The organism is Arthrobacter ginkgonis (assembly GCF_039540195.1).
GTDB lineage: Bacteria > Actinomycetota > Actinomycetes > Actinomycetales > Micrococcaceae > Zafaria > Zafaria ginkgonis.
In genome coordinates this window covers 51,836-72,185 of the sequence record NZ_BAABEO010000024.1, presented here as the reverse complement: position 1 = coordinate 72,185, position 20,350 = coordinate 51,836, and the positions used below count along the sequence as shown (strand labels likewise).

Below are 20,350 nucleotides of genomic sequence, written 5' to 3'. Positions count from 1 at the left end.
TTCCTTAGCCGCGGCCAGCGCCGGAGTAAGGCAGCAGGGCAACTTCGCGCGCGTTCTTGATGGCCTGAGCGATCTTGCGCTGCTCCTGGACGGAGACGCCGGTCACGCGACGGGCACGGATCTTTCCGCGGTCGGAGATGAACTTGCGCAGCAGCGCGACGTCCTTGTAGTCGATGACCTTGACGTCAGCGGCCTTCAGGGGGTTGGACTTTGGTTTGGGCTTACGGAGTTCAGCCTTAGCCATCGTGGAGCTCCTTTACTAAGGGGAGCCCGCAGAAGTTCTCTGCGGGATGGTGGATAAGTTGTTTAGAAAGGCGGTTCGTCGGAGCCCGGGTTGCTGCCCCAGCCTCCGCCGTTGTTGCCGGAAGCCGGGGAACCCCACGGGTCCTCGGCCGGGGCGCCCCAGTTGCCACCGGAGTTGGCGCCGGCGTTGCCGCCGCCACCGAAACCACCGGCGTTGGCGCCTGCGTTGCCGCCACCGAAACCGCCGGCGTTGCCGCCGCCGAAGCCACCGTTGCCACCACCGCCGGAGCGCTGGGTGCGGGTGACCTTGGCGGAGGCGTACCGCAGCGACGGGCCGATTTCATCGACCTCGAGCTCGATTACGGTGCGCTTCTCGCCTTCCTTGGTCTCGTAGGAACGCGACTTCAGCCGGCCCTGGGCGATGACTCGCATGCCCTTGGTCAGCGTCTCGGCGACATTTTCGGCAGCCTCGCGCCAGACCGACGCGCGAAGGAACAGCGTTTCGCCGTCCTTCCAGTCGTTGCTCTGACGGTCAAAGGTCCGCGGGGTCGAGGCAATGGTGAAGTTCGCCACTGCGGACCCGGACGGGGTGAAACGAAGTTCCGGGTCACCGGTGAGATTACCGATAACCGTGATGACGGTCTCGCCTGCCATCGTGCCTCCTGTCGTCTTGTTCTACGAGGGAAACCGCAGAATTACTCTGCGGAAACCTTCTGGTCCTCCGGGCGGATGATCTTGGTGCGCAGGATGGTCTCGTTCAGAGACAGCTGGCGGTCAAGCTCCGCGGAGGTGGCCGGGGTTGCGGTGAAGTTAACCACCACGTAGATGGCCTCGTTCTTCTTCTTGATGTCGTAGGCCAAGCGGCGACGGCCCCAGACATCTACGTTGTCAATGGTTCCGCCATCGTTGCGGACGACGTCCAGGAACTTGGCAAGGGTCGGTTCAACGGTACGCTCGTCGACCTCGGGGTCGATCAGCACCATCAGTTCATAAGCACGCATGTGAACCCACCTCCTTCGGGCTAAGCGGTCACGGGATATCCGTAACAGGAGGTTCTTTGCGTTGTGTTCCCGCCTTCGTCCGGTTGCGAACACGGCGGAAACAGCCTGACCCATCCTACCGGATACCCGCTCCCCACCCTAAACGCGCCGGTGGGCGCGCGGTCCCGCCCGCCGGCCGGCAGTGCGCGGATGCGGGCCGCGCCGGGGTTGTGGACGGCGGGATGTCACCAGTCCAGCCCGTCGGCCCGCAGGGCCGCACCGAGCCGGTCCCCGAACGCCGGCGCCAGGGTGCGCATGTACGTGTCGGTGACGTGGTGGTGGTCCCGGTAGACCAGGACGTTGCCGACCACCGCCGGGCAGAAACCGTCGGCGCAGAACCTGTCCCGGAAGTCCAGCACGTCCACCCGGGGCTCCAGCCTGGCGGCCTGCCGGGTGGCGTCCGCGCGCTCGAAGGCCGCGCCTTCCGGGGCGCCGCACGGGCGCGGGGCCGGCGCATGCTCCACGACGCAGTCCGGGGTGGGGACCCGGTGCCCGGGCCGCGGGGTGTCCACGATCGGGTACACCTGGATCCCCGCGTCCTCCAGCCGTTCCCAGTAGGCGGCGAACCCCTCCGCCGCGGATCCGGCGAATTCGGCTCCGGCCCAGTAGGAGGTCACCACCGCGTCGATGTCCCCGCGCTCCAGGATCCGTTCCAGGGTCCGCTGGTTCGGCTCGGTGCATTCCGTGCGGCCCTTGAGTTCCAGCGTGCGCGTCGCGGCGCTGAAGGGGCAGGAATTCTTCAGGTAGGTGACCAGGGTCCAGCCGTTGCGCTGCGCGGCCTGCAGCATCGGCTGGTACCACTGGACGGCGTGGGAGTCCCCGATCAGGGCGACCGTCACGGTCCCGCCCTCGGCGCCGAACGTGCACTCGTGCCTCTCTGCGGAGGATTGCCCCTGGATGCAGGCACCCAAGCGGGGGCGGTCCTGCTCCGCGCGCGCGGGCACGGGGACGACCGTCCGGGTCCCGTCCACGTACGCCGGAGGCAGCCCTCCCCCGGCGGAGGCGCCGAAGTCCGGAGGCGGGTCGGCGAGCAGCTGCCCCGCCGCGTCCTGCTGCCCGGCCACCACTGCCTGCTGCCGCAGCCCGGGCACGACGGCGAGTCCCGCCGCGAGTGCGACGGCGGCGGTCCCGGCCGCCAGGGTCCGCCAGCGGGACGCCGCGAGCGGGGCGAACCGCCGGGCCGGAACCTCGATGAACCGGTGGCTGGCCGCGGCCAGCAGCAGCGAGGCCAGAACCAGACCCGCAACCTGCGGCGCAGCCTCCCACCCGGGAGACTCGCCCGGGTCCCGGCCGCGAGTCCAGCCCGCAAGGCGCGGTCCCAGGAACACCAGCACCGGCCAATGCCACAGGTACAGCGAATAGGACACGTCCCCCACCCACTGCACCGGCGCCAGGCCCAGCAGCCGGTTCAGCGCGAGCGGGCCGGACGTCCGCCCGGCCGCGATCACGGCCGCCGTCCCGGCCACCGGCAGTGCCGCCGCACCACCCGGGAAGGGGGTGCCGGCGTCGTACCCGAAGGCCGCCGCGGCGATGGCCGCGAATCCGGCGAGCGCCACCGCCGCGCGGGCCGGCCCCGGCCACAACCACGGGCGCCAGGGCCACGGATCCGGCCGGGACTCCATGCCCAGCGCGAGCAGGCCGCCGGCGGCCAGTTCCCAGACGCGGGTGGGGGTCACGAAGTAGGCGGCCGGGTCTCCCGCACCGGTCAGGTGGATGCTCCAGCCCAGGGACGCCACCACCACGGCGCCGAACAGCGCCCCGGCGAGGGCCGGGAAACGGTCCCCCGACCGGAGCGGGAACGGCGCCCGGGGCCGGGATCGGGACCGGAGCACGGTGCGGCCGGCGGCCAGGGCGGCCGCACCCGCGACCAGCAACGGCCAGACGAGGTAGAACTGCTCCTCGACGCCCAGGGACCAGAAGTGCTGCAGCGCCGTGGGCTGGTGCTCCGCGGCCAGGTAGTCCACCGCGTCGGCGGCCAGCACCCAGTTCTGCACGGAGAAGACGCTGGCCAGCGCCTGGCGGCTGGCCAGCCCCCACTGCGTTTCCGGCTCCAGGAGCAGCGTTGCAACCACGACGGCGGCAACGGTGGCCAGCGCGGCCGGAAGGATCCGGCGCACCCGCCCGGCCCAGAAGGCCGGCAGGTCGATCCGGCCGGTGGCGCGGACCTCGCGCAGCAGGTGGCCGGTGATGAGGAATCCGGAGATCACGAAGAAGACGTCCACGCCCACGAAGCCGCCGGGGACCAGGCCGGGCGCGAAGTGGTAGGCGACCACCAGCAGGACGGCCAGGGCGCGCAGGGCCTGGACCTCGGGGAGGAAACGGCGGGCCTGGCCGGGAGCGGACTCGGCCGCTGGGGGGCCGGCGGATGGGAGCCCTGCGGAGGGGTGCCCGGGCGGCGGTGACGGGTCGGGGCGGTTCACGGCCACCACTCCACCACGGCAGGGTAAACGGGTAATGGCGTGCAGGTGGCCGCACTCCACTCGGGCGAATTCCACCAGGTCGGCCCGGTGGACGGTTTCGGCTACGGCATCGGGTCCGCGGGGGCTGTCCCTTCCATCCAGTCCGGCAGCAGCACCGACATGGTGATCGCGTCGAAGCGGACCCCGTCGAAGACGTGCGCGGCGCGGCGGCGGCCCTCGGGGATGAATCCCACCCGCTCGTAGACGCGCAGCGCGCGGGTGTTGAACGTGTAGACCTCAAGCTCGATCCGGAACAGGTCCGTCTGGGCGAACGCGTAGTCCAGCAGCAGCCGGATGGCCTCGGTGCCGAGGCCGCGTCCGCGTCCGCGGGGGCCGATGAGGATGCGCAGGTTGCACGTCTGGTTACCCGGCTCCCAGTCGTTGAGCACGATCTCCCCGACGCATTCGCCGCTGGCCGGGTCGACGACGGCCAGGTCCATCCGGTCGGGCTGCTCCGCGCGGGTCCGGTACCACAGGCGCGTCTTGGCATCGAGGACGGTGGGGCGGTCCACCAGGTCGGCGGAGGTATGCACGCTTCCGGTCAGGTGCAGCACCTCGGGGTCGGCCAGGATGGGGCCCATCGCCTCGATGTCCGCCGGCTCGAACGGGCGCAGCAGGGCCCGTTCGCCCCGCAATGTGGGTTTGAAGGCAAAGGCCGCTTCCGGCATGTTCGCCACCGTCCTTCGGGTCCGTGCCGGTGTCCATCCACCATCATGCTCCCGCTGGCCGCGCTTGGCGACGCGTCAGCCGCCGCAACGGCGCACGCTGTCCCCGGATCCGGCCGAATGGGACCACCTTTCCGTCGGATCCGGGGACAGCGTTGGGGAAAAGTCCCGGCTCAGGCGGCGAAGAACGCCCGGGCCACGCGGGAGAGCCGGTGCGGGTCCTCGACGCCGCACATCTCGCGGGCCGAATGCATCGACAGCAGCGGGATGCCCACGTCCACGGTGCGGATGCCCAGCCGGGTCGCGGTCAGCGGCCCGATCGTGGAGCCGCACGGCATCACGTTGTTGGACACGAACTCCTGGTAGGGCACCTGCACCTCCGCGCACAGCCGCGCCCACAGCGCCGCGCCGACGGCGTCCGTGGCGTAGCGCTGGTTCGCGTTGATCTTCAGCAGCGGCCCGGCGCCGAGCAGCGGCCGGTTCGCCGGGTCGTGACGCTCGGAGTAGTTCGGATGGACGGCGTGCCCGGCGTCGGCGGAGACGCACACCGAGTCCGCGTACCCGCGGGCGCGGTCCTCCAGGCCGGCGCCCAGGCCGGCGGAGATGCGCTCGAGGACCTCCTGCAGGAACGGCCCCGAGGCCCCGGAGCGGGTGGCGGAGCCGATCTCCTCGTGGTCGAAGGCCGCCAGCACCGCGATGTGCCCGCCCTCGGGAGCGGCGGCGTGCCCGATCAGCGCCGCCAGGGACGCATGCACGGAGGAGAGGTTGTCCAGCCGGCCGGAGGCGAAGAACTCCCCGTCCCCGCCGAACACCGCCGCCGGCTGCGCATCGGCGGCAACGACGTCGTACCCGCCCACCTGGGCCGGGTCCACCCCCGCGGCCCCGGCCAGCAGCGCCAGCAGGTCCGCCTTTGCGGGGTCCCCGGTCCCCCACACCGGGTTCATGTGCTGCTGCTTGTCCAGCGTCAGCCCCTCGTTGACCGAGCGGTCCAGGTGGATGGCCAGCTGCGGGAAGCGCAGGAGCGGGCCGGTGCGGACCAGGTGCTCGGACCCGTCCAGCATGGCGATCCGGCCGGCGAGCAGCAGTTCGCGGTCCAGCCACGAGTTCAGCAGCGGCCCGCCGTAGATCTCGACGCCGGCCTGCAGCCAGCCGTGGCGGCCGGTGGTGGGCTTGGGCTTGAGCTTGAAGGACGGGGAGTCGGTGTGGGAGCCGACGATGTGGAAGCCGGTGGCGGCGCCGGCGCCCTCGGGGACCACCCAGGCGATGATGGCGCCGTCGCGCACCGCGTAGTAGGACCCGGGACCGGCGGGCCAGGGGTCGGCCTCGGCCAGGCACACGAAATCTGCCTCGTCCAGCCGGCGGGCGGCCTCGGCGGCGGCGTGGAAGCTGGACGGGGAGGCGGCCACGAAGTCGCCCAGGTCGGCCAGGTGCCCGGCGGCATCATCCGGGGCGGCATCGTCCGGGCCGGCGCCGTTGGGGGTAGCGCCGTTCGGGCCGGTGGTGCTGTCCTCCGCGGTGCTGCTGGGGGCCATCGTCGGTGCCATCCTTGTTTGGTCGGACTGGGTTGGTCGGGCGGGTCGGCCGGCTTGCTGCGGTGCGCGCCAGGCGCGGTCAGACGCCCTGCCGGTAGCGGGCGAAGAGGAACATCCCCGAGCCCAGCACGATGCTACTCCAGCCCGCGGCGGACGCCCCGAGCACCGCCACCAGGAACGCGCCGCCGGAAAGCAGCAGCACCGACACCATGAACCACGGGTTGCGGAGGAACTCGATGTTCACGGGGCTCAGAAATCCAGTCCCTGGCTGGGAACCACCAGCCCGGTCTCGTAGGAATAGACCACCGCCTGCACCCTGTCCCGCAGGTGGAGCTTGGTCAGGATCCGGCGCACGTGCGTCTTGACGGTCGCCTCGGAGAGGAAGAAGCGATGGGCGATCTCCGCGTTGGAGAGCCCCTCGGCCATCGCGCCCAGGACCTCGAGCTCGCGCGGGGTCAGGTCCTCCAGCAGCGGGTCCCGCTCCGGGACGCGCTGCTGCTGGGGCGCGGCGCCGGCGCCGCGCACGTAGGTCTCCAGCAGCCGCTGGGTCACGCGCGGGGCGACGACGGCGTCCCCGCTGGCCACCAGGCGCACGGCCTGGACCAGTTCCTCCGGGGCGACGTCCTTGAGCAGGAAGGCGGAGGCGCCGGCCTGCAGTCCGGCGAACGCGTACTCGTCGAGGTCGAAGGTGGTCAGGATGATGATCCGGGAGGAGACGCCGGCCGCGGCGATGCGCCGGGTCGCCTCGATGCCGTCCATCGTCGGCATCCGCACGTCCATGAGCACGACGTCGGGCTGCAGCCGGGCGGCCTCGGCCACGCCCTCGCGGCCGTCGGAGGCCTCCCCCACGATCCGCAGGTCCGGCTCGCCCTCAAGAATCAGCCGGAACCCCATGCGCAGCAGCGGCTGGTCGTCGACCAGCAGCACGCTGATGGGCGCCTCCGGGTCGCGATCGGCGATCGGGCCGCTAGGCGTCGTTGCGTGGTCCATTCCGGACCTCCCCCCTCGTGGATTTCGTTTCTGTGGTGTTGGTGCGTGTGGTGCCCGCGTGTGCGGTGTTGGTGCGTGCGGCGGGGGCAGCACCCCCGCGCCCGGCGCGCGAGCCGGCGTCGTCGTCTGGCCGGCGCTGGTCCTCGGGGACGGTCATGATCACATGGACCACCCAGCCGCCCTGCGGGCCCGGGCCGGCGTAGGAGGAGCCGCCGAAGATCGCGGCCCGCTCGGCGATGCCGCGCAGGCCCTGCCCGCTGCCGACCGGCTCCCGCGCCGTCCCGGCCAGCTGGCCGTCGTCGGCGATCCTGATCCGCACGGTGTCACCGTCGCGGTCGATCAGCACCTCCACCCGGCTCACCCCGCGGCCGTAGCGCAGCACGTTGGTCAGGCTCTCCTGGATGATGCGGTAGACGGTGAGCTGGAAGCTGGCGTCCTCCGGCAGGTCCGGGCCGGTGCGCTCGAACTTCAGCGGCACCCCGGCGACGCGGAAGCCGTCGAGCATCTCCTTCAGCGATCCCGCCGCCGGCTGCGGCTGCAGCGGCGCGTCGGGCCCGGCCCGCAGGACGCCGATCACGCGGCGCATGTCCGCGAGCGCGCCGCGGCCGGTGGAGGAGAGTTCGCGCAGCACCTCGGCGGCGCGTTCGGGGTCGCGCTTGATGACCACCGAGGCGCCGTCGGAGAGGGCGATCATCACCGAGAGCGAGTGCGCGACGACGTCGTGCATCTCGCGGGCGATCCGGTTCCGTTCGGTGGCCTGGGCGAGGGTGCGGACGCGGTTGGCCCAGTTGGCCAGTTCGGCCTCGTGCAGCCGGCTGTTGCGCACCCAGGCGCCCAGCGCGACCGCCCCGAGGTTCAGCGCCGACATCAGGGCCGCTCCCAGCCACACGATGGCCGGGTCCTCGGTGATCGTGGCGGCGGCCAGTTCCTGGCCCGGCAGCGGGTGCAGCGCCGCCGACGGCAGGACGACCGCCATCGCCAGCGCCTGGACGGCACTGATCAGCGCGGCCAGGGCGAACATGCGCTTTCCGGAATACTTGGTGGCCGCCGAATACAGGGCGACCCACAGGCCCAGGCCGTTCGTGGAGTCCAGCGGTTCGGTCACCACCACCGCGGTCTCCAGGACCGTGACGCCGGCCAGGACCGCCATCGGGTAGCGCCGGCGCAGGAACAGCAGGGCCGCGATGATCAGCGTCAGGGCCGCGGGGGTCCACTCCCCGCGCAGCAGCCCCTGCACGGGGCCGGCGGCGGAGAAGGCCAGGTAGAGCAGGCAGACGATGACGTCCACGGTGACCGGGCGCCCGCGCATGAAGCGGCGCAGCGGCCCCTGCCGCTGCGCCGACAGTTCGGCAAAGGAGACGTCGGGGATCTCCGGCGTCTCCTGCTGCGGGGCTGGGGTCATGGTCTGAGCTTAGCTTCCGGCGGGCGGGGTGGAAGGGGTGTTCCGGGCGAGGCGGCGGCCGTTCGTTCCGCCGCCCCGCCCGGGGCTTAGTGGGGGTACCGCTTGTTGAGGTGGTGCGGCTAGATGTCGCGGCGCTGCAGGACGAACCCGGCGGCCGCCAGCGGGAGGACCACCCAGGCGCCGAAGACCAGCCAGGACTGCCACAGCTCCAGCATGTCCGGCCCCGTGACGCCGCTGATCAGCTGGTTGGCCGCCTCGGAGGGCAGGAACCGGCGCAGGTCGGCGATGAAGTCGCCCGGGATCAGCTGGAAGGCGATCGGCAGCACGAAGAACAGCCCGGCCAGGGAGACGATGCCGCCGGCGGAGTTGCGCAGCAGCGCTCCCAGCGAGAAGCCGATCAGCGCGACCGCGGTGACGTACAGGGCGCCGATCCAGAGCATGCGCTGGAAGGCCTCGGACCCGAGGTCCTGCTCCAGCCCGTAGTGCTCGACGATCGGGTTGATGACGACGGCGGCGAGCAGCATGGAGGCGGCGGCCACCACGTAGGACACGACGGCAACCAGCAACGCCTTGGCCAGGAACACCGGGTAGCGCTTCGGGACCGCGGAGAAGGTGGCCCGCGCCGAGCCGGTGGCGAACTCGGAGCTGATGACCAGCACCGCGAGCGAGCCGATGATCAGCTGGGCGAAGGTGATGCCGGTGCTGGCGAGGGTGTTGGCGATGCCGTCGAGGCCGCCCTCGGCCTCGAAGATCTCCGGGCCCATGGCCTCGAGGGAGGAGCCGATGCCCCAGGCGCCGAGGGCGCCGAAGCCGACCAGCACGGCCACGGTGGCCAGCACCAGGATCAGCGTGGACAGGAGGCTGGTGAACTTGATGGTTTCGGAACGCAGCACGCGCCCGAAGCTCAGGTGCGCACCATCGGTGCGGCCGGCGTCGTTCCGCAGGGCCGCGATCTGTTGCGTTGCCATGGTCATGCCTGCTTTCCGGCGACGGGGACGGCCCCGATGCCCGCGGAGTGGTACTCGACGTCGTCCTTGGTGAGCTCCAGGTACGCCTCTTCCAGGGAGGCCTGCAGCGGGGTGAGTTCGTGGATGAGGATCTGCCGGTCCAGCGCCCGCCGGGCGATGGTCCGCGCGTCCACGCCGAGGACCTCGAGCGTCTCGGCGTCGAGCGCGGTCACGCCGACCCCGGGCGCCGCGAGCGCGTTGGCCAGGTCGGCGGGCTGCTCGGTGCGCACCAGCGTGCGGGTGCGGTTCTGGGCGGCGAGGATCTCCCCGATCGGCGCGTCGGCGAGGATGCTGCCGCGGCCGATGACGATCAGGTGGTCCGCGGTCTGCGCCATCTCGCTCATCAGGTGGGAGGAGAGGAACACGGTGCGCCCCTCGGCCGCGAGGCTGCGGGCCAGGTTGCGCACCCACAGCACGCCCTCGGGATCGAGGCCGTTGACCGGCTCGTCCAGGATCAGGGTCTGCGGGTCCCCGAGCAGGGCCGCGGCGATGCCGAGGCGCTGGCCCATGCCCAGGGAGAACCCTCCGACCTTCTTGCCGGCGACGGCGCCGAGGCCGGTGATGCCGATGACCTCGTCGACGCGGGCCCGGCCGATGCCGTGGGTGGCCGCCAGCGCCGAGAGGTGGGCGCGGGCGGTGCGGGACTTGTGGACGGACTTGGCCTCCAGCAGGGCACCGACCTCGCGCAGCGGGGCCCGGTGCTCGGCGAGCGCCTTGCCGTTGACGGTGACGGTTCCGGAGGTGGGGCGGTCAAGGCCCATGGCCATCCGCATGGTGGTGGACTTGCCGGCGCCGTTCGGGCCCAGGAAGCCGGTGACCTTGCCGGGCTGGACAGTGAACGTGACGCCGTCGACTGCGCGCTTGGGGCCGTAGGACTTGGCCAGAGAGTGTGCCTGGATCATGGCTTCAACGCTACGGAAGCCGGTCCCCGCCCGCGCCGTCCCGGCGGATGATCTTGCGGCGGCCGGCCTCCGCCTAAGGGACTAGGGGTGATCCCCTAGGGGTGGATGCCCGGGTCTGGGATCGCCGGTGCCCGGGTGCTAGCCGAAGGCGAGGATTCCCGCGTAGAGCAGGAAAAAGAGAACGATGACGAGTGCGCCGCCCAATATCACCGTCAGCCACAGCCATGGCACCCAAGGTTTCGGGCCGCCCTCGTCGTGCCCTTGGGTGAGGCTGGTCTGCGCCTCGGCCGGCGGCGTTTCACCCGGAGGAACGCCGCCGCCAGGCTCCAAACCGGTGATGTTGTCCTCCAGCGGGTCAGGATTCTGGCTGTTCATTGTCGGCTCCTGCCATCGGCGGAATCTTCCAGGGCGGTACCTGCAAAGCCCGATTTCAGGGTAGGTCGCTGCTCAATCCGATGTCTACGTTCAGGGCCGGCTCCCGGGGATGTCCGCGGGGCAGCGTCCGGAGAAAATGCGTGCTTCCGCAGGGTCTTCGGGACTAAAATACCTGCACCCACGGATGCAGATCAGGGCGACTATCAGCTGTAGGAGGCAGCGACATGTTCGGTGGACAGGACCGGGAGGGTCATACCGGTTGGCGGCGGTACGACGACAACCTCTTCCCCGTGTTTCATGAGAGGTTCGAGGAAAAGTGGGGCCCGGGCACGGCCCCGTTCCTGGACCCCAGCGTCTATGACGAGGACCAGCCGCGACCGCGGGCCCAGTGGATCAATGTGGACACGGGTGCGGCCGTCGCCGTCGTTCCGGTGTGGCAGGACGAGAAGGAGGCCCGTTCCTTCGCGGTCTTCTACCTCCCTCCCACGGGAGGCATCTGGGTCCTGCGCCCGGGATTCACCCAGTACGTGGAAACCGGCGGTGCCGCGGACGCGCAGCAGGCCGCCCTCCGCAACGACTCGTTCAAGAAGGCGGTCGCCCACGCCGAGAAGTTCATCTTCGGACCGGGAGGATCCTAGCTCTCCTGGACTCCCCCGGGCCCAGGCGCGGAGCAGCCAAGGGCGCCCGCGAACCGAAAAGCGGTGTTCAGGGGCCGGGAACGTTGGAGGTGGCCCCTGAACACCACGCTAAAGGCAGGCTTTCACCCGCGGTTGTACATGACGTGCTTGGTGCGGGAGAAGTCCTCCAGGGCGTAGATGGACAGGTCCCGGCCGTAGCCGGAGCCCTTGAAGCCGCCCCAAGGCATTTCGTTGGCGATGACGAGGTGCGAGTTGACCCAGACCGTGCCGAAGTCGAGCCGACGGGGGGCGGACAGCGAGCGGGCGGCGTTCGTGGTCCACACCGAGGCGGCAAGTCCGTAGATGGTTTCGTTGGCTCGCGCGATGGCCTCCTCGTCGGTGCTGAAGGTTTCCACCGACACGACCGGGCCGAAGATCTCCGTGCTCGTGATCGCGGCGCCGGCAGGCACATCGGTCACGACGGTGGGCTCGATGAAGTAGCCCGGTCCCTCCAGGGCGTTGCCGCCGACGGCGATCGTCAGGCCGTCCTTGCGGATGTCCTCGAGCGCCTCCAGGACCCTCCGGTAGTGGGCTCCTGAGATCATGGAACCGATTTCGGCGTCCTCGCCCGCCCCGGGAGCACCGATGGAGATCTCCTTGACCTCGCGCACCAGCAGGTCGGTGAATCTGTCCGCGACCGATTCATGGACCAGGACGCGGCACGCCGCGCCGCATTCCTGCCCGCCGTTCCAGAACCCGGCCTCTCGAACGCCCTTGGCGGCGGCTTCCAGGTCGGCGTCCTCGAAGACGACGACGGGTGCCTTGCCGCCCAGTTCCAGGTGCACGCGCTTGACGGTGGAGGCCGCGTTGGCGGCGACCTTCTGGCCGCTGCCGACGCTTCCGGTGATGGCCACGAGGTCGACGTCGGGGTGCTCGGAGATCCGGTTGCCCACCACCCGGCCGGAGCCGGTGACGATGTTCAGGACGCCGGCCGGAACCTCGGAGGCGATGAGTTCGGCCAGCTTGAGGGTGGTCAGCGGCGTCTGCTCCGAGGGCTTGAGCACCAGGGTGTTGCCGGCGGCCAGGATCGGGGCGATCTTCCAGGCGGCCATCAGCAGCGGGTAGTTCCAGGGAGTGATCACGCCGACGACCCCCACGGGCTCGCGGAAGATCACCGAGGTGTGGTTTTCCGCGTAATCGTCCGCGCCGAGCGTGGTGAAGGCCCGGGCGGCGCCGGCCGAAAACCTGAAAGTGTCGATCGCGCTCGAGATGTCGTCTTCGGCCACGGCGGCCGGCTTGCCGGTGTTCGCGGATTCGAGGGTTTCCAGAAGTTCGCGGTTGGCCTCGATGATGTCCGCGATGCGCAGCAGAACCGAGGAACGATCCTTGGGGGTCTTCGCCGCCCAGGCCGCCTTGGCCGCCGCGGCGGCCGCGACGGCGGCGTCGACGTCCTCGACGGAACCCGCGGGAACCTGCGTGAGGATCTCCTCGGTGGCCGGATTCTCCACATCGACGGTGGAGGCCGAACTCGACGCGACGAACGTCCCGCCGATGAACTGGCCGAAGGGCGGAAGGGACGGCGCGGGCGCGTCTGCCGCCCGGCGGACGGTGAACGATCCTGTTTCTGCGATGGTCATGGTTTTCCTTGCGTTCTATCTCTGACTACGGGTGTGCCGCACGGCCACGATCCGCCGCCTGGGCCGAGGCCGGCAGGCCGGGCCCACGCCTGAGGGGCCCGGCCGGGGCCTACTGCTTGACGGGGGAGGCTGACTTTTCGTTTTGGTGTTCCCAGAACTCGGCTCCCTCGATCCCCAAGGCCTTGGGGTCGAAGGTGGGGTCCAGCCCCAGCTTCCGCTGGCGCTCGTAGTCGCCGTAGATCTTGCGGACGAGCGGGAACAGGAAAGCCAGGCAGATGAGGTTGACCCATGCGATCAGGCCCAGCCCGATGTCGCCCGCCGCCCAGATCAGTTGCGCGTTGACGATGGATCCGAAGAACACGATGGCCATGGTGCCGATCTTGAGGACCGTCTTCCACGCATGACCCTGCTTCCCATCCAGCAGGTAGAGAAGGTTGGAGTTGGCGACGTAGAAGTAGGCCAGCAAGCAGGTGAACCCGAAGAGCAGCACGGCGACCGCAACGAACCCGGCTCCCCAACCCGGCAGCAGCGTATCGATGGATTCCTGGACCCAGTTGGCGCCGACAGGGACTCCCGGGAGGTTGTTGACGAGGTAGCCGCCGGAGCCGTCGGCAACGTTGAACTTGCCGGAGACCACCATCATGAGGCCGGTGGCCATGCAGATCAGCAGCACATCGATATAGATGCTGAACGTCTGGACCAGGCCCTGCTTGCCGGGGTGGGAGGTGCGCGCCGCCGCCGCGGCGAAGGTGGCTTCGCCGAGGCCGTTGGACGAGGCGAACACCGCCCGGCGTACGCCCCAGGCGACGGCGGCACCGGCGATGCCGCCCAGAACCGGGTGGATGCCCACGGCGGACTGGAAGATCAGGACAACGGCCTGGGGAACGCTGGAGATGTTGATGAAGATGACGGCCAGCGCAAGGACCAGGTAGCCGATGGCCAAGGCGGGGACGAGCGCCTGGGTGACCTTGACGATCCGCGTGGTCCCGCCAAAGATGACCAGGGCGATCAGGGCCGTGACAACAACGGCGGGAACCCAGTTCGGCAGGTTGAACGCAAGTTCGGCGCTGGACGCGATCGTGCTCACCTGGAATCCGGGGAAGATGAAGCCGTAGCCGATCACGCCCAGGACGGCGACAAGCGCACCGATTTTCGGCAGCTTCAGGCCGTACTTGATGTAGTACGGCATGCCGCCGATGTCCTCGTTGGCCTTGCGGCGGTCCTCGTCCTGGACCTGGCGCTTGAAGGCCTGGGACAGGGTCGCCTCCGCGTAGCCAACGGTGCACCCGACAAGGCCCGTGACGGCCATCCAGACGAGTGCGCCGGGTCCGCCGGCACTGACGGCGGTGGCAACACCGGCGATACTCCCGACACCGACGCGGCTGGCCAGCGCGAGGACGAGGGCCTGGAACGACGTCAGGCCGCCCCCTTCCTCGCCATGGTGGGTTTCCCTGAGCTGCCGGAGCATGTCGGGGATCCTTCTGAACTGCACGAACTTGGTGGCGAACGAGTACGCGACGCCGAGCCCCAGCACCACGTACGCCATGGGTGCCCAGATCGCGTCGGAAATGCCGGAGAGAAGCTCGGCGAAGCCGTCGTTGCCCATCGTTTAGCGCACGGTCTGCTTCAGGGCGGACAGGGCGTCCTGGAGCCTGGCAAGCTCCTCGGCGTTGAGGTCGGCCGTGGGGCGCCGGGGCGCGCCGGCCGGAAGCCCCTGCAGGGAAAGGCCGGCCTTGACGGCAGGGATGAACGGAGAGGAGAGGAGCGTATCGATGACCGGGTACAGCTGCTTCCACAGCTCAAGGGCACCAGCGAGGTCGCCTTCGGCGATCAGCCGGCTGACGGCAACGATCTCGTTGGGCACGACGTTGGCCGTGCCGGCCATCACGCCGGCCGCCCCCTCGACAAGGGCGCTGTAGAGGTAAACATCCCACCCGATGAAGGTGCCGATGACATCCGAGTGGTGGTGGATCAGCTGCAGCGCCTGCTCCCAGTTCGCGCTCGAGTCCTTGATGTACCGGATGTTGTCCACTTCTTCGGCCAGCGCACGGACCGTGGCCGGATCCAGGTTGACGCCGGTGACGGCCGGGATGTTGTAGAGCATGACCGGAATGGTGACGGAGCGGGCAACGTCCTTGATGTACGTGACCGTTTCCTCCAGGGACAGCGGCTCGTAGTACGGGGTGATCAGCATGAGCACATCCGCGCCCAGCTTCTCGGCCGCCTGCGAAAGCCGAATGGCCTCGCCCGTCGAGGTGGCGCCGGTCTGGGCGATGACCGGGACGCGCCCGTTCGCCTGCTTGATGACGGTTTCGATGAGGAGCAGGCGCTCCTCGGAAGACAGGGCACCGACTTCGCCGGTCGATCCCGCGGCCACGACGCCGTCGACGCCGGCGTCGATGGAACGGTCGACGATCAGGCGCAGGGTGTCGACGTCGATGGTTTCGTCCTGGTTGAACGGGGTGGACAGGGCGGTGAGGACACCGCGGAGTTCGTTGGACATGATTGGTTCCTCTTCTTCAGTACGGTTGGGGGCGACGACGGGTCAGGCGACGAACGAGATGCCGGGATGGGGCGGGGCCTGGCGATGCGTGGCCAGAAGGCTGGCTGCCTCTTGGGCGGCCGAGAATCCGGAGGTGATGGAGCTTTCGGTGTAGAGGGTTCCGAGGAAGTCGCCCGCCAGGAACACGCGGTCCGTTCCCCGCATGAGCGTGGACTGGAGCTTGGCCCGCCCGGGGAAGCAGTAGGGAGAAGCAACCTCCCACCGATCCGTCTCGGCCTCGACCACGCTGTCGGCGAATCCGTGACCGAGAATCTGGTCGAGATCGGTCAGGTGGGTCTGGATGACTTCCTCGTCGCTCTTCTCCAACAGCGCGCGCCCCAGGCTGGCCGGGGAGAACGTCATGAAGCTGCCGCCGGGCTTCCGCACGGTCTCGGAACCACGAACGATGCTCGCCTGGTTCAGGGCGATCGCGAACGAGCGCTTCGGCGCCGCGATGGCGTAGATGTCATCCCAGGGCCGTGCCGACGTCTCGTTGGTCAGGAAGGCCGTGCTGACGTGCGGGCCGTACTTGATCTGGCTGAGTGCATCGCGCAGGTCCTCCGGAAGGTCCACGCCAATGCGGTGGGACACGTCGGCGGTGGTCGCAAGGACGACGGCGCGGGCCTCCACTTCATGCTCGGCACCGCCCTGGGTGTACCGGACGACGACGGAGTCCTTCTTGTGGACGACTTCCCGCACGGTCGCGCCGAGCCGGATGCGGTCGCCCAGCGCGACCGCGATCGATTCGGTCAGAGTGGACGGGCCCCCGACGATGCCCTGACTGAGCCCCTGGCCGATGCCCAGCACCAGGCTGAAGTACCCAATTCCGGCGCCGGCGGAGATCTGGTCCATGTCGCCGGCCGAGCGCGTGACGGTGGTCTTGAACAGGGCGGCCGCGTCCTCGGACAGGTTTCCGATGAAGTCCAGGAACGAGGTGTCGTTCTCGAAGTCGTAGATGCGCTGCTGGCGCATCGCACCGGATTCCCCTGCTCGCTTTCGCACCACGCCCGTGTACTTGGCGACGCCACTAACGACCTTCATGCCGGCCCGCAGGGTATCGATGCGGGACTGGAGGGACATCGGGATGCGGAACGGATACGTGGCGATGTGTCCCTTGCGAATGAACTTGCCGTTCATGGACAGGGCCTGGAGGGATCCGGGGATCTGCACGGCCGTCACGCCGACCTCGTTGAGCAAGGAATCGGTGGACGATCCGGCCCCCGCGAAAACGTGCCCTCCCCAGTTCAGCCAGTAGGCACCCCGGCGCTCCGAGCGGATGCGGCCTCCCACGCGGTGTTCGGACTCGAGGACCATCGTGTCCCAATGGCGCAGGCGCCAGGCGGCCGACAGGCCCGCGAGCCCGCCTCCAACGATGACTACATCCTTCATGGCTTTCCCTTTCGGTGGATCTGCCCCGGCGGCGTTTCGCAGGCCGTTGGGGAGAGGGGTGTGGCTTGTTTGGACAGGGGCGGCTTTGCCAAGGCCGCCGCCGTCCCACTTGGTGGTGCGGGGTCCCCCGACCGAACGGAGAAGCGCCTTGGCCGGGGAACCCCGTGTGGTTTGCGTCTCACTCCAGCGTAGGATGTGATCACAAATCACACAAGAGGGGAAACGAGAATTTAACACTTGGGGGCAACGCCAGGACGTCACGCGGGAGGGGCGGCCGGGTGGGCCAGGGTGAACCGGCGCAGCACCCAATAAGTGGGCCGCGATGGGATTGGCCCACGGGGCGTAGGTCGGAGTGAAACACAAGGTGAGGGCATGGCGTTCGGCCATGCCACCAGCGTGGCACCGGTCTCACACCCTGGGAACCTTCACGGACACAGCACTAGGCGATCCTGCCCAGGGCGGGTCGGACATAAAGCGAGTCGCGCCCGGTCCGAGGGGGTCAAGCCGGGCATCCAACCTCCGGCGTGCAACTACACATCAGAGACATGGAGTCTGGCGCCGGTCCTTGCCCGGCTAGGACACGTGGAACGAGCCCACGAGGGTGGCTCGGATCCGTTCCGTGGCCGCCGCGACGGAATCGTCGCTGATCCGGGCCGCGGCGTCAGGGTCGTGGGCCGAGGCCGCTTCGAGGAGCTTCTCCTGGTAGGTCCACAGCAGCGCGGATTCGCCGGACTCCACCGCCCTCTGCGCCCCCACGATCTTGTACGAACGGCACCGGCGCCACAGAGTGCGGATCATCTCCACGAGGACCGGGTTCCCCGAGGCCGCGTACAGGAGGGCGAGCAGGCGCTCGTCGTGGTCCAGGTAATCGGCGATCCTGCCCTCCGCGAGGGCCTCCCTCATGGAGCGGTACTCGAAACGCATGTCATCTAGCATCGGCGCCGTCACCGCGGCGGCGCCAAGACGGGTCGCCTCGACCTCCAGCAGCCGCCGGACGGCGTAGACGTGGAGCAGTTCCTCGAGCGTGAAGCCCTTGACGACGGCGCCCTTGTAGGGGATGGCCTCGGCCAGTCCGTTTTCCTCGAGCCTTCGAATGGCCTCGCGCACCGGCATGACGCTGGTGCCAAGTTCAGCGGCGAGGTCGCGGATCCGCAGCCGGTGCCCGGCGGGCAGGTCCCCGCTCATGATGGCCCCGTGGATGGCATCAAAGACCTGCTCCCCCACCAGGGCGCCGGGTTCCAACTTCCGCAAGGCCATGGCCTCATTCTAGGGCTCCCTCCGCGATGCCCGGTGCGGGCGCGGGACTCTCAACGCTTCGCTGCGGAAACGGAGAGCCCCGCCGCGGCGCCGAGCCGTGCTTTCCTATGCCGTGCTTTCCTATGAGGAATTGGCCGTTCCTGGCTGGTTGGCCCGGCCGATGAACCATGCAGCGATCTGCGTGCGCGAAGTGAACCCCAGCTTTACCAGGATGCTCTCGACGTGGCCGTCCACGGTCCGGGGGGACACAACGAGGGACGCCGCAATCTCCTTGTTTCTGCGGCCCTCGGCGACGAGAGCCGCAATTTGGTATTCCCGCTTGGTGAGTTCGGGGCTCCCTGCGGTTGCGTGGCTTGCGGCGGACCGCTGCGCGCCCTCGAGGACGACCTTTGCTTTGGGGCGGGGCGGCCTGGTGGCCCTTGGTGTGACATCCGCCGTGCGGGCCGCGGCCAAAACGATATCGATGGCCTTGGCCTCGGACGGCTGGGCCGTGGCGACGCGGATTTCCTCGAACCGGTCCCCGCCCAGTTCCCGCCGCAGGATTGAGGCCGTCTCGTCGGAATCGCCCTGAAGATGGGGCCCGAAGGCCGCAATTGATGTACGGCACGACCCCCGATGGAAAAGAGGTGCGCGTGCGCGGATGCGACCTGTGGGAGTTTCGGGGCGAAAAGATCGTTCGCAAAGACTCCTATTGGAAGATCGTCGATGCGCCGGTTTAGGTGACAGCGGACCGGCAGCCCCGAACGGCTGCCGGTCCGCGCCTTCGCACCCCTGGACCCCCGCCCCTAGACCTCGGCGTTTAGGCCTCGACCTTCCTGGGCTTCCCGAGCACCTTGCACAGCACGGCGATCAGCGCGATCAGCCCGGCGGTCAGGCCGAACTGGGTCCTGACCACGGGGTCGGCGAGGCCGAGCAGGACGATCATGCCGATCAGCGCCAGCGCCAGGTAGGAGAGGTACGGGAAGCACCACATCCGGAACGGCAGCTTCTCGCCGGCGCGGTCGGCACGGCGGCGCAGGATGATCTGGGAGATCAGGGACAGCGTCCACACCACCAGCACCGTGGAGCCGATGGTGTTGAGTAGGAAGCCCAGCAGGGCCTCGGGCCACAGGTAGTTCAGCCCGACGGTCACGAAGCCGAACACCACCGAGGCGACGACGGCGGCACGCGGCACGCCACCCTGGCCCGTCCGGGCGAAGCGGGCCGGCGCGGAGCCGCGGGCGGAGAGCGAAAAGAGCATGCGTGAGGCGCCGTAGAGGTTGGCGTTGAGCGCCGACAGCAGGGCCAGGACGATCACGACGGCCAGGACCGCCTCCGCGCCGGGAAGCCCGGCCACGGTGAGTACGGCAACGAAGGGACTGGCGGAGAGCGTCTGGTCGTTCCACGGCAGGATGAGGACCATCAGGGCCACGGAACCGACGTAGAAGACCAGCAGGCGCACCACGATGGTGCGGATGGCTCGGACGATGGTGCGCTGGGGGTCGCGGGTTTCGGCGGCGGCCACGGTCACCAGTTCGGTCCCGCCGAAGGCGAAGACCACCACCAGCAGGGCCGCGGCGACTCCGGTGATCCCGTTGGGCATGAAGCCGCCGTGCCCGGTGAGGTTGGTCAGCCCCGGGGACGCCGCGGGCAGCAGGCCGAGCATGAGGGCGGCTCCCACGAGGAGGAAAACGATGACGGCGCCGACCTTCAGCATGGCGAACCAGAACTCCGATTCACCGAAGATCTTGGCGCTGAAGAGGTTCAGGGCGGTGAACGCGACCATAAAGACCAGCGCCAGCGCCCACTGGGGCAGGGCCGGCCACAGTTCGTTGAGGATCTGGGCGGCGGCGGTGGCCTCGGCGGCGATGACGATGACCAGCTGGGCCCACCAGAGCCAGCCCAGGGTTTGCCCGGCGGTGCGCCCCATGGCCTTTTCCGCGTAGACGGAGAACGCGCCGCGGGCGGGGTCGGCCGCGGCCATCTCCCCCATGGCGCGCATGACCAGCACCAGGATCACGCAGGCCACTAGGAAGGACACCAGGACGGCGGGGCCGGCCAGCGAGATCGCGGTGCCGGAGCCCACGAACAGGCCGGTGCCGATCGCCGAGCCCAGCGCCATCATCACCAGGTGGCGCGGCTTCATGTGGGCCGTGCTGCCCTCCGGGCCGCCGGTGGCGGTGGGTGCGATGGCGGTGGGGTCGGCTTCGAGGACGCCGGCCGCCGGTCCGCGGGACGCCCCGGGGCTACGATCCAGGGTCGTTAGTTCGTTATCGGTAGGCATGAGTCTTTCCTTTCCATGCACTGGCCTTGC

At 69.5% G+C, this 20,350-nt stretch carries 21 protein-coding genes; 2 read left to right on the top strand and 19 right to left on the bottom strand.

The annotated features are described in order from the left end of the window. Nucleotides 1-4 precede the first annotated feature (4 nt). From rpsR to ABD912_RS18055, 12 genes are all read right to left on the bottom strand, one after another. Nucleotides 5-244, bottom strand: coding sequence for a 30S ribosomal protein S18 (rpsR, locus tag ABD912_RS18110; RefSeq protein ID WP_149956646.1), 240 nt, complete (start codon nt 242-244; stop codon nt 5-7). 62 nt (nt 245-306) lie between these two features. Continuing rightward, complete coding sequence (locus ABD912_RS18105) at nt 307-897, bottom strand: single-stranded DNA-binding protein (RefSeq protein WP_345153022.1); 591 nt, start codon at nt 895-897, stop codon at nt 307-309. Between the two features lie 41 nt (nt 898-938). Continuing rightward, nucleotides 939-1,244: a 30S ribosomal protein S6 gene (rpsF, locus tag ABD912_RS18100; RefSeq protein ID WP_345153020.1), complete on the bottom strand. Its 306-nt coding sequence runs from the start codon at nt 1,242-1,244 to the stop codon at nt 939-941. A 224-nt stretch (nt 1,245-1,468) separates the two neighbouring features. Then, nucleotides 1,469-3,703 carry an acyltransferase family protein gene (locus ABD912_RS18095; protein ID WP_345153019.1) on the bottom strand — a complete coding sequence of 745 codons (2,235 nt, stop codon included), beginning with the start codon at nt 3,701-3,703 and terminating at the stop codon, nt 1,469-1,471. Between the two features lie 101 nt (nt 3,704-3,804). Then, entirely contained in the window at nt 3,805-4,410 is a 606-nt protein-coding gene (locus tag ABD912_RS18090; protein WP_345153018.1) for a GNAT family N-acetyltransferase, read from the bottom strand. A gap of 170 nt (nt 4,411-4,580) precedes the next feature. After that, nucleotides 4,581-5,939, bottom strand: a complete 1,359-nt coding sequence (locus tag ABD912_RS18085) for a M18 family aminopeptidase (protein ID WP_345153017.1) — start codon at nt 5,937-5,939, stop codon at nt 4,581-4,583. A 79-nt stretch (nt 5,940-6,018) separates the two neighbouring features. Further along, nucleotides 6,019-6,183: a hypothetical protein gene (locus ABD912_RS18080; protein ID WP_345153015.1), complete on the bottom strand. Its 165-nt coding sequence runs from the start codon at nt 6,181-6,183 to the stop codon at nt 6,019-6,021. Between the two features lie 5 nt (nt 6,184-6,188). Beyond that, nucleotides 6,189-6,929, bottom strand: coding sequence for a response regulator transcription factor (locus tag ABD912_RS18075; protein WP_345153014.1), 741 nt, complete (start codon nt 6,927-6,929; stop codon nt 6,189-6,191). After that, nucleotides 6,907-8,331, bottom strand: a complete 1,425-nt coding sequence (locus ABD912_RS18070) for a sensor histidine kinase (RefSeq protein WP_345153012.1) — start codon at nt 8,329-8,331, stop codon at nt 6,907-6,909. The genes ABD912_RS18075 and ABD912_RS18070 overlap by 23 nt, the downstream gene beginning before the upstream one ends. 119 nt (nt 8,332-8,450) lie before the next feature. Beyond that, nucleotides 8,451-9,299, bottom strand: a complete 849-nt coding sequence (locus ABD912_RS18065; protein WP_345153010.1) for an ABC-2 transporter permease — start codon at nt 9,297-9,299, stop codon at nt 8,451-8,453. Between the two features lie 2 nt (nt 9,300-9,301). Beyond that, on the bottom strand, nt 9,302-10,240 hold the full coding sequence (locus tag ABD912_RS18060) for an ABC transporter ATP-binding protein (protein WP_345153007.1): 939 nt from the start codon (nt 10,238-10,240) through the stop codon (nt 9,302-9,304). 138 nt (nt 10,241-10,378) lie between these two features. Next, nucleotides 10,379-10,615, bottom strand: a complete 237-nt coding sequence (locus ABD912_RS18055) for a DUF6480 family protein (protein WP_345153006.1) — start codon at nt 10,613-10,615, stop codon at nt 10,379-10,381. A gap of 224 nt (nt 10,616-10,839) precedes the next feature. Here ABD912_RS18055 and ABD912_RS18050 point away from each other — a divergent pair, with 224 nt between their 5' ends. Beyond that, nucleotides 10,840-11,253, top strand: coding sequence for a hypothetical protein (locus ABD912_RS18050; protein WP_345153004.1), 414 nt, complete (start codon nt 10,840-10,842; stop codon nt 11,251-11,253). 122 nt (nt 11,254-11,375) lie between these two features. On the opposite strand, the gene ABD912_RS18045 is transcribed toward ABD912_RS18050, so the two are convergent. The 6 genes from ABD912_RS18045 to ABD912_RS18020 all read right to left on the bottom strand — a co-directional run bounded on the left by ABD912_RS18045 (nt 11,376) and on the right by ABD912_RS18020 (nt 18,510). Next, complete coding sequence (locus ABD912_RS18045) at nt 11,376-12,869, bottom strand: aldehyde dehydrogenase family protein (RefSeq protein WP_345153002.1); 1,494 nt, start codon at nt 12,867-12,869, stop codon at nt 11,376-11,378. 109 nt (nt 12,870-12,978) lie between these two features. Then, nucleotides 12,979-14,475 carry an alanine/glycine:cation symporter family protein gene (locus tag ABD912_RS18040; RefSeq protein ID WP_345153001.1) on the bottom strand — a complete coding sequence of 499 codons (1,497 nt, stop codon included), beginning with the start codon at nt 14,473-14,475 and terminating at the stop codon, nt 12,979-12,981. A 3-nt stretch (nt 14,476-14,478) separates the two neighbouring features. Further along, nucleotides 14,479-15,372, bottom strand: coding sequence for a 4-hydroxy-tetrahydrodipicolinate synthase (dapA, locus tag ABD912_RS18035; protein ID WP_345153000.1), 894 nt, complete (start codon nt 15,370-15,372; stop codon nt 14,479-14,481). A 42-nt stretch (nt 15,373-15,414) separates the two neighbouring features. Then, entirely contained in the window at nt 15,415-16,800 is a 1,386-nt protein-coding gene (locus tag ABD912_RS18030; RefSeq protein ID WP_345152999.1) for a protoporphyrinogen/coproporphyrinogen oxidase, read from the bottom strand. Nucleotides 16,801-17,373: 573 nt separating this feature from the next. Beyond that, entirely contained in the window at nt 17,374-18,057 is a 684-nt protein-coding gene (locus ABD912_RS18025; protein WP_345152998.1) for a GntR family transcriptional regulator, read from the bottom strand. 120 nt (nt 18,058-18,177) lie between these two features. Then, nucleotides 18,178-18,510, bottom strand: a complete 333-nt coding sequence (locus ABD912_RS18020; protein WP_345152996.1) for a response regulator transcription factor — start codon at nt 18,508-18,510, stop codon at nt 18,178-18,180. A gap of 143 nt (nt 18,511-18,653) precedes the next feature. Between ABD912_RS18020 and ABD912_RS18015 the strand changes: the two genes are divergently transcribed. After that, complete coding sequence (locus tag ABD912_RS18015; protein ID WP_345152994.1) at nt 18,654-18,776, top strand: nuclear transport factor 2 family protein; 123 nt, start codon at nt 18,654-18,656, stop codon at nt 18,774-18,776. 80 nt (nt 18,777-18,856) lie between these two features. Here the strand turns inward: ABD912_RS18015 and ABD912_RS18010 are convergent, their stop codons facing one another. After that, on the bottom strand, nt 18,857-20,320 hold the full coding sequence (locus ABD912_RS18010) for an amino acid permease (protein ID WP_345152993.1): 1,464 nt from the start codon (nt 20,318-20,320) through the stop codon (nt 18,857-18,859). Between the last annotated feature and the right edge of the window lie 30 nt (nt 20,321-20,350).